11 protein-coding genes are annotated in these 11,831 nt (G+C 55.3%); 10 read left to right on the forward strand and 1 reads right to left on the reverse strand.

Annotation, left to right across the window (positions count from 1 at the left end; all coding sequences use genetic code 11):
* Positions 1–197 precede the first annotated feature (197 nt).
* Positions 198–1,616: a glutamine synthetase family protein gene (locus tag OGY72_RS00890; protein ID WP_286546149.1), complete on the reverse strand. Its 1,419-nt coding sequence runs from the start codon at positions 1,614–1,616 to the stop codon at positions 198–200.
* Positions 1,617–1,828: 212 nt separating this feature from the next.
* Between OGY72_RS00890 and puuD the strand changes: the two genes are divergently transcribed.
* The 10 genes from puuD to OGY72_RS00940 all read left to right on the forward strand — a co-directional run bounded on the left by puuD (position 1,829) and on the right by OGY72_RS00940 (position 11,806).
* Positions 1,829–2,593 (forward strand): gamma-glutamyl-gamma-aminobutyrate hydrolase, encoded by a 765-nt coding sequence (gene puuD / locus OGY72_RS00895; protein ID WP_043015313.1) that lies wholly within the window; start codon positions 1,829–1,831, stop codon positions 2,591–2,593.
* A gap of 25 nt (positions 2,594–2,618) precedes the next feature.
* The gene (gene puuR, locus OGY72_RS00900) at positions 2,619–3,176 is read left to right on the forward strand and encodes an HTH-type transcriptional regulator PuuR (RefSeq protein WP_003830877.1); all 558 of its coding nucleotides are present in this window, start codon (positions 2,619–2,621) and stop codon (positions 3,174–3,176) included.
* A gap of 138 nt (positions 3,177–3,314) precedes the next feature.
* Positions 3,315–4,802: an aldehyde dehydrogenase PuuC gene (gene puuC / locus OGY72_RS00905; RefSeq protein ID WP_286546152.1), complete on the forward strand. Its 1,488-nt coding sequence runs from the start codon at positions 3,315–3,317 to the stop codon at positions 4,800–4,802.
* Between the two features lie 2 nt (positions 4,803–4,804).
* On the forward strand, positions 4,805–6,085 hold the full coding sequence (locus OGY72_RS00910) for an NAD(P)/FAD-dependent oxidoreductase (RefSeq protein ID WP_148362390.1): 1,281 nt from the start codon (positions 4,805–4,807) through the stop codon (positions 6,083–6,085).
* Between the two features lie 208 nt (positions 6,086–6,293).
* Positions 6,294–7,421, forward strand: coding sequence for a hydrogenase 1 small subunit (hyaA, locus tag OGY72_RS00915; protein WP_174785074.1), 1,128 nt, complete (start codon positions 6,294–6,296; stop codon positions 7,419–7,421).
* A complete protein-coding gene (hyaB, locus tag OGY72_RS00920; RefSeq protein WP_032942453.1) occupies positions 7,418–9,211 on the forward strand; it encodes a Ni/Fe-hydrogenase large subunit in 1,794 nt (597 codons plus the stop codon). The genes hyaA and hyaB overlap by 4 nt, the downstream gene beginning before the upstream one ends.
* An 18-nt stretch (positions 9,212–9,229) precedes the next feature.
* Positions 9,230–9,964 (forward strand): Ni/Fe-hydrogenase b-type cytochrome subunit, encoded by a 735-nt coding sequence (hyaC, locus tag OGY72_RS00925; protein WP_032942451.1) that lies wholly within the window; start codon positions 9,230–9,232, stop codon positions 9,962–9,964.
* Positions 9,961–10,542 carry a hydrogenase 1 maturation protease gene (hyaD, locus tag OGY72_RS00930; protein ID WP_286546161.1) on the forward strand — a complete coding sequence of 194 codons (582 nt, stop codon included), beginning with the start codon at positions 9,961–9,963 and terminating at the stop codon, positions 10,540–10,542. Before hyaC ends, hyaD begins: the two co-directional genes overlap by 4 nt.
* Before the next feature lie 5 nt (positions 10,543–10,547).
* On the forward strand, positions 10,548–10,949 hold the full coding sequence (gene hyaE / locus OGY72_RS00935; protein WP_286546164.1) for a hydrogenase-1 operon protein HyaE: 402 nt from the start codon (positions 10,548–10,550) through the stop codon (positions 10,947–10,949).
* The gene (locus OGY72_RS00940) at positions 10,949–11,806 is read left to right on the forward strand and encodes a hydrogenase expression/formation protein (protein ID WP_286546252.1); all 858 of its coding nucleotides are present in this window, start codon (positions 10,949–10,951) and stop codon (positions 11,804–11,806) included. The genes hyaE and OGY72_RS00940 overlap by 1 nt, the downstream gene beginning before the upstream one ends.
* Positions 11,807–11,831 lie beyond the last annotated feature (25 nt).

Below are 11,831 nucleotides of genomic sequence, written 5' to 3' on the forward strand. Positions count from 1 at the left end.
CGCGGGGCGGGTTTTTAAACATTGGCATCATCACATTTCCTCGTCACAAACTCTGTCGGTTATCTGAAGACCCGTTGTCGCCCGCGCTCCATTACGCGACATCCGGGAAATGGCAGGTATTCCTGCAATTTTTACGGGCTGGCTCCGCTCAGCCCGCATGATGCGACTTCTTTTTCAATGACCTGTAAAACGAATGGTCAGGCGTTTTTCAGCATCCACTCAATTTCAGTGTCGGTTATCAGACGTTCAAACTGGATAAGTTCATCGTTTTTACAGGCGTGATACACATGGCTAAACCGCTCCCCGAGCAACTCACGCAGATGATCGTTTTGCATGAACTCCCACAGCGCATCGCTCTGGCGAATCGGGAACGGTAACCCTTCCTGCTCCAGTCCGTTGCCTTCTACTTCTTCCTGCAATGGCAACTCGTTATCCAGACCGTGAAGGATCCCCGCCAGGATGGTCGACATCACCAGATACGGGTTGGCATCAGCCCCCGCTACGCGATATTCAACCCGATGGTTATCACGGTCGCCGCAGGGAATACGCAGCGCCACCGTACGGTTGTTATGCCCCCAGGAAGCCTGAGTCGGAACATACATCCCCGGCTGGAAGCGGCGGTAGGAGTTTACATTCGGCGCCAGCAGCGCCATTGACGCGGGCATCAGATCAATCATCCCGGCAAGCGCACGCTTAAGTAACGTGGAATCATCGCCATTCGCATCGGCCAGCACGTTCTCGCCTTTATTGTTCATGACGCTGATGTGGATATGCATCCCGCTACCGGCATGCTCCTCATAAGGCTTTGCCATAAACGTGGCATGCATCTTATGTTTCTCGGCCACCAGCCGTACCAGACGTTTCAGCGCCAGTGCGTCGTCGCAGGCGTCGAGCACGTTGTCGGTATGGTAGAGGTTGATTTCAAACTGCCCAGGGGAGGCTTCAGCCACCGCGCCGTCAGCCGGGATCAGCTGCAAACGGGCCAGTTCATCGATATCGTTCAGCACATCAGCAAAATGGTTCAGGTTATCAACCGAGTAAACCTGACTTTGGGTATTTCTGTCGTCCGTTCCCGGCGCGCACGGCGGCTGCAAATAACCTTCGGGATCGCGCTTACGATCGAGTAAATAGAACTCCAGCTCTACCGCTACGACGGGGAACAAACCGCGCTGGCGAAGTTTCTGCCAGAGTCGATTAAGAACGTTCCGCGGCTCAACGTCAAAGGGAGCGCCATCTTCATCCAGCATCGTCAGCATCATCTGCGCAATAAATTCCGGATCGGCAGCCGAAGGGGTTAACGTACCTGCCACGGGTACACAGGTCCGATCCGGTTCGCCAAGCTCCTGGCCTAATCCCGCCTCTTCGACCACATTGCCCAGAATATCCATCGCGAAAACGGATGCCGGGAAATAGCAGCCTTTCTCTAACTTATGCAATCCCGCAACGGGAAGGCGCTTACCGCGAAAACAGCCATTAAGGTCGGTTAACAACACATCCACATACTGCGTATTAGGATAGCGTTCCAGATACTGCTTAACTTCGCGCGCAAACGCGCTACTTCGTCTCTCTTCAGAATGCTGAACAAAATTCTCAACTTCTACGATATTGGTTTCCATGATTCACCGCCGTTGGCCTGGTAAGCTGTTCTGTGATTTGAATGTTAAATATAATGTCCACCCTTCGACTCTGGATGCAAACAAATTGTTTGTCAAATGTTAAATTAAGTTTGCTAGAAGGTTATTCCGCTGCTAGATTGAGAAAATAATGAACGGAATGGCACAACAAGGAACCGTTTGGCAATAATTTATTCCAAAACGTGAGGTCGATCATGGGCAATATATTTGACAAGCCAGTTATTGGTGTAGTGATGTGTAGGAACAGGCTTAAGGGTCACCAGACCCAGACTCTGCAAGAAAAGTACCTGAATGCGGTATTAAATGCCGGTGGATTACCGATAGCGCTTCCCCATGCGCTCGCGGAACCCGAATTGTTGAACGCGCTGTTACCGAAACTGGACGGTATCTTCCTGCCAGGAAGCCCAAGCAATGTGCAGCCGCACCTCTATGGTGAAAATGGCGATGAGTCTGACGCCGATCCCGGGCGTGATCTTCTGAGCATGGCGCTAATTACCGCCGGGCTCGAAAGGCGCATTCCCATTTTCGCCATCTGCCGGGGCTTGCAGGAATTAGTTGTCGCCACTGGCGGGACTCTGTATCGTCGCCTGTGCGATCACTCACAGTTCCTGGAACATCGTGAAGATGCGGAACTCCCGGTGGAGCAGCAATATGCGCCATCTCATGAAGTCCAGGTTCAACAGGGAGGATTGCTATCTCAGTTAATACCAGGTTGCAGCACGTTTTGGGTTAACTCCTTGCATGGTCAGGGCGCAAAAACCCTTGGCCCGCAGCTGCGCGTGGAAGCACGCTCGCAGGATGGATTAGTGGAAGCTGCCAGCGTCCATGACCATCCTTTCGCGCTCGGCGTGCAGTGGCACCCGGAATGGAACAGTAGCGAATACGCCCTGTCGCGTTTGTTACTTGAAGGTTTTATCACCGCTTGTCAGAACCACCTCGCTGAAAAACAGCGACTCTGACCACTACAGTTAAGGAAATGCAATTATGAGCGATGACGGCCTGGCGCCGGGTAAACGTTTGTCAGAGATCCGCCAGCAATTGGGTCTTTCGCAGCGTCGTGCCGCCGAACTGTCTGGGTTAACGCATAGCGCCATCAGCACCATAGAGCAGGATAAAGTCAGTCCTGCCATCAGTACGCTGCAAAAGCTATTGAAAGTATATGGGCTGTCGCTCTCCGAGTTCTTCGCGGAACCGGAAAAGCCTGACGAACCGCAGGTGGTTATCAATCAGGATGATTTGATTGAGATCGGGAGTCAGGGAGTATCCATGAAGCTGGTACACAACGGAAATCCGAATCGTACGCTGGCAATGATGTTTGAAACCTATCAGCCAGGTACGACAACCGGGGAGAGAATTAAACACCAGGGTGAAGAGATTGGCACAATACTGGAAGGTGAAGTGATACTGACCATCAACGGTCAAACGTATCCTCTTGTTGCAGGACAAAGCTATGCCATTAACACTGGCATACCACACAGTTTCAGCAACACCTCGGCAGGGATCTGCCGCATCATCAGTGCCCACACTCCCACCACTTTCTAATAAGTAGCGGCCTGAGTTTCTCAGGCCTTCTTAAATAACGCGCATTAACAGGGTACATCCCTGGGGCATCGTGCAGCCTGATTTTGCCTGAAAAAGATCAGCAACGAACTTTATCTTATTGATATAAAAGGAGTAGCTATGAACTTTCAGAATCTTAAATATTGGCGTGAGAAAGCCAGCCATTATTCACCAGAGACCCGTTTATTTATTAACGGCGAATATTGTGCCGCCGCTGATAACGAAACCTTTATTACGCTGGATCCGGCAGGACAACGTCCTCTGGCTAAAGTCGCCCGCGGTAAAAAAGCGGATGTGGACCGCGCGGTCACCGCAGCCCGTACCGTCTTTGAACGCGGAGACTGGTCGCAAGCATCACCCGCAGAGCGCAAAGCGGTACTGCACAAACTCGCCGATTTAATGGAGCAGCATCACGAGGAGCTGGCGCTACTGGAAACGCTCGATACCGGTAAACCGATTCGCCATAGCCTGCGTGATGATATTCCCGGCGCGGCACGCGCCATCCGCTGGTATGCCGAAGCTATAGATAAAGTCTATGGCGAAGTTGCCACCACTTCGGTGAACGATCTGGCACTGATTGTGCGCGAACCGGTGGGCGTGATTGCGGCCATTGTACCGTGGAACTTTCCTCTGCTTCTGGCCTGCTGGAAACTCGGCCCGGCACTGGCGGCGGGTAACAGCGTGATCCTCAAGCCTTCCGAAAAATCACCGCTGACCGCCATTCGCCTGGCTGCGCTGGCTAAAAAAGCAGGTTTGCCCGATGGCGTTCTCAGCGTTGTTAGCGGGTATGGTCACGAAGCGGGTCAGGCGTTATCACAGCATCCGGATGTTGATGTGATCACCTTTACCGGCTCGACCCGCACCGGCAAGCAACTGCTCAAGGACGCGGGCGACAGCAACATGAAACGCGTCTGGCTGGAGGCCGGAGGTAAAAGTGCCAACATCGTGTTTGCCGACTGCCAGGATCTGCCGAAAGCCGCCGCTAATGCAGCGGCAGGTATCTTCTATAACCAGGGCCAGGTTTGTATCGCCGGAACGCGCCTGCTGCTGGAAGAGAGTATTGCTGACGAGTTCATCGCCCTGCTGAAAGAGCAGGCGAAAAACTGGCAGCCTGGCAACCCATTGGATCCGGAAACCACGATGGGCACGCTTATCGACAATGCGCATGCCGACACCGTGCACGGTTTTATTCGCGACGGAGAAGCGCAAGGCACGCTGGCGCTGGATGGCCGCAGCCACGTACATCCCGCCGCTATCGGCCCGACGATTTTTGTCGATACCGCACCGCAGGCCCACGTTAGCCGTGATGAAATCTTCGGCCCGGTACTGGTCGTCACCCGTTTTAACAGTGAAGCCGAAGCCCTGGCGTTAGCCAACGACAGTGACTACGGCCTCGGCGCCGCGGTCTGGACCCGCGATTTGTCGCGCGCCCACCGTATGAGCCGTCGCCTGAAAGCCGGCTCAGTCTTCGTGAATAACTACAACGACGGTGATATGACCGTGCCGTTCGGCGGTTATAAGCAAAGCGGTAACGGACGCGATAAATCCCTGCATGCGCTGGAAAAATTTAGCGAACTGAAAACCATCTGGATCTCCCTGGAGTCTTAATCATGACTGAACATACCAGCAGTTATTACGCCGCAAGCGCCAATCAGTACGAACCGTTTCCAACCCTTAGCGAATCGGTTAGCTGTGATGTTTGCGTCGTGGGCGGTGGTTATACCGGACTCTCCTCCGCCCTGCATTTAGCGGAAATGGGTTACGACGTGGTGCTACTGGAATCCGCGCGTATTGGTTTCGGGGCCAGCGGACGTAACGGCGGTCAGTTGGTGAACTCCTACAGTCGCGATATCGACGTTATCGAACGTACCTATGGCCCGGACGCCGCTAAAATGCTCGGTGGAATGATGTTTGAAGGCGGCAATATCATCCGCGAACGCATCAAGCGTTATCAGATCGAATGCGATTATCGTCCCGGCGGGCTGTTTGTAGCGCTGAACCACAAACAGATGGAAACGCTGGAAGAGCAGAAGTCGAACTGGGAACGCTACGGCAACACGCAGCTTGAACTGTTAGACAGCAGTGAAATTCGTCGCGAAGTCAGCAGCGATCGTTATGTCGGCGCGCTGCTCGACCACAGCGGTGGCCATATTCATCCGTTGAACCTGGCGATTGGCGAAGCTAACGCTATTCGTCTGAACGGCGGGCGCGTCTATGAACAATCGCCAGTCACCCGTATTCAGCACACCAGTCCGGCGGTGGTCAGCACTGAAAAAGGTCAGGTGACGGCCCGCTTTGTGATCGTCGCGGGCAATGCCTACCTCGGAGACAAACTCGAACCTGCGCTGGCAAAAAGCAGCATGCCGTGCGGCACGCAGGTATTAACCACCGAACCGCTGTCGGCGGAGATGGCGCGCTCGCTGCTCCCGAAAAACTACTGTGTGGAAGATTGTAACTACCTGCTGGATTACTACCGTCTGACCGGCGATAACCGCCTGCTGTACGGCGGTGGTGTGGTCTACGGCGCGCGCGATCCGGATGATATTGAGCGTCTGGTGATGCCGAAACTGCTGAAGACCTTCCCGCAATTACAGGGGGTAAAAATTGATTACCGCTGGACCGGTAATTTCCTGTTAACGCTGTCTCGCATGCCGCAGTTCGGCCGTCTTGATACCAACATTTACTATATGCAGGGCTACAGCGGCCACGGCGTAACCTGTACTCACCTGGCAGGACGGCTGATTTCCGAACTGCTGCGCGGAGATGCCGAGCGCTTTGACGCGTTCGCCAAACTGCCGCACTACCCGTTCCCGGGAGGCCGCAGCCTGCGCATTCCGTTTACCGCCATGGGGGCAGCATATTACAGCTTACGCGATCGCCTTGGGGTTTAAGTTCTTCCGCGATAAACCCGACGCACAGGGCGGTCCCCCCTGTGCGTTTTTTTATTCCTGGAAAGCGAAAAACAGATAACAGGTACGAAAATACCGCAATAGGACATAACCACACTCTTTGCATTGTTTCTCCCTTCCGATCGGATACGCTTTTTTAGATATCGCTGGCGGCATGCGCCAGAACTCAACGGGGGAAGAAACGCGTGTTATGAATACGAATAACGAGGAGACCTTTTATCAGGCGATGCGTCGCAAAGGCGTAAGCAGACGCAGTTTTCTCAAATATTGTAGCCTCGCCGCTACATCGCTGGGGTTGGGAGCCGGAATGACGCCCAGAATTGCATGGGCGCTGGAGAACAAACCCCGGATCCCGGTAGTCTGGATCCACGGGCTGGAATGCACCTGCTGCACCGAATCATTTATCCGCTCCTCTCACCCACTTGCCAAAGACGTCATCCTCTCCCTGATTTCCCTCGATTACGACGACACGCTGATGGCCGCCGCCGGAACGCAGGCCGAAGAGGTATTTGAAGACATTCTGAGCCGCTACCACGGCCGATATATTCTGGCAGTCGAAGGTAATCCTCCACTGGGCGAGCAAGGGATGTTTTGCATCAGCAGCGGGCGTCCTTTTATTGAAAAGCTAAAAAGAGCCGCGGCAGGTGCCAGCGCGATTATCGCCTGGGGAACCTGCGCCTCCTGGGGCTGCGTGCAGGCTGCCCGGCCTAACCCCACCCAGGCGACACCAATCGATAAGGTGATCACCGATAAGCCGATCGTGAAAGTGCCCGGCTGCCCGCCGATTCCGGATGTCATGAGCGCCATCATTACCTACCTGGTGACGTTTGACAGGCTGCCTGAACTCGACCGTCTTGGGCGTCCGCTGATGTTCTATGGTCAGCGTATCCACGACAAATGCTACCGCCGCGCCCACTTTGATGCCGGGGAATTCGTTGAGAGTTGGGACGATGACGCCGCCCGCCAAGGCTATTGCCTGTACAAAATGGGCTGCAAAGGGCCAACCACCTATAACGCCTGCTCCACCACCCGCTGGAATGGCGGCGTTTCCTTCCCCATCCAGTCCGGGCACGGTTGTCTGGGATGTTCGGAGAACGGCTTCTGGGATCGCGGTTCGTTCTACAGCCGCGTGGTCGATATTCCACAGATGGGAACGCATTCAACCGCCGATACCGTGGGCCTCACCGCGCTTGGCGTCGTGGCGGCCGGTGTCGGCGTCCACGCGGTCGCCAGCGCCGTCAATCAACACAACCGCCACAAACAGCAATTAAAAGACGCCGGACAACAGTCGCCAGACCATAAGGATAAACAGGCATGAGCAATTCGTATCAAACCCAGGGATATACGGTCAATAATGCCGGTCGCCGCCTGGTTGTCGACCCCATCACGCGCATTGAAGGCCATATGCGTTGTGAAGTGAACATTAATGAGCAGAACATCATCACCAACGCGGTTTCCTGCGGCACCATGTTCCGCGGGCTGGAGATCATTCTACAGGGGCGCGACCCGCGCGATGCCTGGGCATTTGTCGAACGAATTTGCGGAGTGTGCACCGGCGTACATGCGCTCGCCTCGGTCTATGCCATTGAAGATGCTATTGGCATCAAGGTGCCCGACAACGCCAACATCATTCGCAATATTATGCTGGCGACGCTGTGGTGCCACGACCATCTGGTGCACTTTTACCAGTTAGCCGGAATGGACTGGATTGACGTGCTGAATGCCCTGAAAGCAGACCCGCGCGCCACATCGCAGCTGGCACAAAGCCTTTCAGCCTGGCCGATGTCTTCTCCAGGCTACTTCTTTGACGTTCAAAATCGCCTGAAGAAATTTGTCGAAGGCGGTCAGTTGGGGATTTTCCGCAACGGTTATTGGGGACATCCGCAGTACAAGCTGTCGCCAGAGGCCAACCTGATGGGCTTTGCCCACTATCTGGAAGCGCTCGATTTTCAGCGCGAGATCATCAAAATCCATACGGTGTTTGGCGGTAAGAATCCGCATCCGAACTGGATTGTCGGCGGGATGCCGTGCGCTATCAATATCGATCAGAGCGGCGCGGTAGGCGCAGTCGATATGGAACGCCTGAACCTGGTGCAGTCGATCATCACCCGCACCGCCGACTTCATCAACAACGTCATGGTGCCTGACGCGCTGGCTATCGGCCAGTTCAATAAACCCTGGAGCCAGATTGGCACCGGGCTTTCTGATAAGTGCGTCTTAAGCTACGGCGCGTTCCCGGATATCGCCAATGACTTCAGCGCGAAGAGCCTGTTGATGCCTGGCGGTGCGGTGATTAACGGTGATTTTAACAACGTCATGCCGGTGGACCTGGACGATCAGCAGCAAATTCAGGAGTTTGTCGATCATGCCTGGTATCGTTATCCGGACGATCAATTAGGTCGTCATCCGTTCGAAGGGATTACTGAACCCTGGTATAACCCGGGCGATGTCAAAGGCAGCGATACCGATATCAAGCAGCTCAACGAACAGGAACGCTATTCGTGGATTAAAGCCCCGCGCTGGCGGGGACACGCTATGGAAGTTGGGCCGCTGGCACGTACGCTGATTGCCTATCACAAAGGGGATGCCGCCACGATTGAATCCGTGGATCGCATGATGTCTGCCCTCAAGCTGCCGCTGTCGGGTATGCAATCAACGCTGGGACGTATTCTGTGTCGCGCGCACGAAGCGCAGTGGGCCGTGAGCAAGCTGCAATATTTCTTCGACAAGCTGATGACCAACCTGAAAAACGGCAATCTGGCTACCGCAAATACCGAAAAGTGGGAGCCTGAAAGCTGGCCGCAGCACTGTCGCGGGATCGGTTTTACCGAAGCGCCGCGCGGAGCATTAGGCCACTGGGCATCGATTCGCGACCAGAAGATCGACCTGTATCAATGCGTGGTGCCGACCACCTGGAATGCCAGCCCGCGCGATCCAAAGGGACAAATTGGCGCTTACGAGGCGGCGCTGATGGGCACCCAAATGGCGATACCGGATCAACCGCTGGAGATCCTGCGCACCTTGCACAGCTTCGACCCCTGCCTGGCATGTTCAACCCACGTACTCGGCGACGACGGCAGCGAACTTATCGCCGTCCAGGTTCGCTAAGCGTTAAGGAACGGAACGATGACTGGAAAAACATCCCCACGCGTCGGGGAGGCGCGTGATACCGCCACCAGCCACTATGTGTTTGAAGCGCCAGTACGCTTGTGGCACTGGCTGACGGTGGGCTGCATGTTGGTGTTGATGGTGACCGGATACTTCATTGGCCGACCGCTGCCGTCGGTCAGCGGTGAGGCCACTTATCTGTTCTACATGGGCGACATCCGGCTGGTGCATTTCGCCGCCGCCATGGTATTCACGGTGATACTGCTGATGCGCATTTACTGGGCCTTCGTCGGTAACCGCTATTCACGCGAACTGTTTATCGTGCCGGTCTGGCGACGCAGCTGGTGGCAGGGTGCGTATTCTGTGGTGCGTTGGTATCTGTTTCTGGAAAAAAAACCGGGAGATGATATCGGTCATAACCCCATCGCGCAGGCGGCGATGTGCGGTTATTTCCTGCTTTCCGTTTTTATGATCCTCACCGGTTTTGCCTTATACAGCGAACATAGCCAGTACGCCATTTTTACCCCTTTCCGCTATGTGACGGAGTTTTTCTACTGGACCGGCGGGAACTCTCTCGATATCCACAGCTGGCATCGGTTGGGGATGTGGTTCATCGCCGCTTTCATCGTAGGTCATGTGTATATGGCGATTCGTGAAGACATCATGTCTGACGAGACCGTCATCTCAACCATGATTAACGGCTTTCGTAGCCATAAATTTCCCAAAGGCCAGCACGATAAGGAGGCGTCATGAGCGAACCTAACGTCATCGTGATGGGCTTAGGCAACCTGCTGTGGGCAGATGAAGGGTTTGGTATTCGCCTCGCTGAGCGCCTGTACGCCCATTATCACTGGCCAGAATCGGTAGAGATTGTTGACGGCGGCACGCAGGGACTGAATCTGCTGGGCTACGTTGAGCAGGCCAGCCATTTGCTGCTGCTTGACGCCATCGACTACGGGCTCGCACCAGGCACCCTGCAAACTTACGCCGGAGACAAAGTCCCGAGTTACCTCAGCGCCAAAAAAATGAGTCTGCATCAGAACAGCTTCTCTGAAGTGCTGGCTCTGGTGGATATTCGCGGCCATCTCCCCGCGCACATCGCTCTGGTGGGACTACAACCGGTACAGCTGGACGACTATGGCGGCAGCCTGACCGACATCGCGCGCGCTCAGCTCCCGGCGGCAGAACAGGCCGCGCTTACGCAACTGGCCGCGTGGGGCATTGCGCCACAAACAAGCGATGAAACACGTTGCCTGAACTATGACTGTCTGTCGATGGAAAACTATGAAGGCGTGCGTATTCGCCAGTATCGCGTAACGCTGGAGAGATAATTAACATGTTGAATGACCAACCGTTTTCTGCGCTATGGCAGCGAATGCTGGCTAAGGGCTGGCAACCGCTGAGCGCATCTGAACTGGATGACTGGATAACCCGCGTGCGTGATGGCGTGGTCCTGCTCAGTAGCGATCCTCGCCGTACACCGGAAGTCAGCGATAACCCGGTCATGATTGCCGAGTTGCTCCGCGAGTTTCCCCAGTTTGACTGGCACATCGCCATGGCGGATCTTGAACACAGCGAGGCGATCGGCGATCGCTTTGGCGTGTTCCGTTTTCCGGCTACCCTGGTGTTTACCCAGGGTGAGCTGCGCGGCATTCTCAGCGGTATCCACCCGTGGGCCGACCTGCTCAACCTGATGCGTCCCTTCGTTGAAGAACGTATACCGCCGGAGTCTGCATGATGAGTGATTCCTTTTTTCATCTGCTGGGACCGGGAACACAGCCGGGCGATGACAGCTTCAGCATGAACCCCTTGCCCCTCACCTGCCAGGTCAACAGCGACCCCAGCATGGCAACACTGGAAAACTGTCCGCACAGCCCGGCGGTGATGGCATTGTTAGCCGACGTACGCCACCAGCTCGCCCAAAAAATTCCCACCAAAAAGGAGGTACTGGGATGGGATTTATCCGCGCTCAATGCAGACGATCTCACCTTTCTGAATACGCTACTTGGCGAAGGCGAAGTTTCCGTGCGCATTCAGCATGCTGACGGCAGGGCGAGCGAGATTCAGGAGTCGATTTTCTGCGGTATCTGGCGGGTGCGTAGTCAGAATAACAAGGGGCAATGGCAGGAACATCTGGAAGCAGGCAGCGCACCACGGGCGCTGTGGCAGGCGGCAACAATCAATACGCTGCCGGACGATAGCCTGCTGCCTCCACCTATAGATGGGTTGATGAATGGCCTGACGCTGGCCCAGGAACTGCTGGCGCACGTGCGCGATCCGGCCACACTTCCCCATAGCATTAACCTCACCCAACTGCCGATTAGCGACGCGGATCGCCTGTTTCTTGCCCGCCTGTGCGGCAAAGGGCACATTCAAATCCGCACCATCGGCTACGGCGAGAGCCAAATCGACGCCACGGCGCTGCGCCACGTCTGGCATGTTCGCTGTCTGGATACCCTGAAAGGGCTTCTGCTTGAGAGTTATGAGATCTGTCCGTTGCCGGAACTGGTGTTGGCCGCGCCGGAAGATCTGCTCGACTCGCTCGAGCGCCTGGATGAAGTCTGCGGCTGGCTGGCATCCGGCCCGCCGGCCTGATCCCCCTCTTTAAGACCCGCGTACT

Source organism: Citrobacter sp. Cpo221 (assembly GCF_030332345.1).
Lineage (GTDB): Bacteria > Pseudomonadota > Gammaproteobacteria > Enterobacterales > Enterobacteriaceae > Citrobacter > Citrobacter portucalensis.

Excerpts from the sequence above, each read along its gene's own strand:
- hyaE (WP_286546164.1), top strand. The coding sequence starts at position 10,548 with ATGTTGAATGACCAACCGTTTTCTGCGCTATGGCAGCGAATGCTGGCT.
- OGY72_RS00910 (WP_148362390.1), top strand. The coding sequence starts at position 4,805 with ATGACTGAACATACCAGCAGTTATTACGCCGCAAGCGCCAATCAGTAC.
- puuC (WP_286546152.1), top strand. The coding sequence starts at position 3,315 with ATGAACTTTCAGAATCTTAAATATTGGCGTGAGAAAGCCAGCCATTAT.
- puuR (WP_003830877.1), top strand. The coding sequence starts at position 2,619 with ATGAGCGATGACGGCCTGGCGCCGGGTAAACGTTTGTCAGAGATCCGC.
- hyaA (WP_174785074.1), top strand. The coding sequence starts at position 6,294 with ATGAATACGAATAACGAGGAGACCTTTTATCAGGCGATGCGTCGCAAA.
- hyaC (WP_032942451.1), top strand. The coding sequence starts at position 9,230 with ATGACTGGAAAAACATCCCCACGCGTCGGGGAGGCGCGTGATACCGCC.
- OGY72_RS00890 (WP_286546149.1), bottom strand. The coding sequence starts at position 1,616 with ATGGAAACCAATATCGTAGAAGTTGAGAATTTTGTTCAGCATTCTGAA.
- hyaD (WP_286546161.1), top strand. The coding sequence starts at position 9,961 with ATGAGCGAACCTAACGTCATCGTGATGGGCTTAGGCAACCTGCTGTGG.
- hyaB (WP_032942453.1), top strand. The coding sequence starts at position 7,418 with ATGAGCAATTCGTATCAAACCCAGGGATATACGGTCAATAATGCCGGT.
- OGY72_RS00940 (WP_286546252.1), top strand. The coding sequence starts at position 10,949 with ATGAGTGATTCCTTTTTTCATCTGCTGGGACCGGGAACACAGCCGGGC.
- puuD (WP_043015313.1), top strand. The coding sequence starts at position 1,829 with ATGGGCAATATATTTGACAAGCCAGTTATTGGTGTAGTGATGTGTAGG.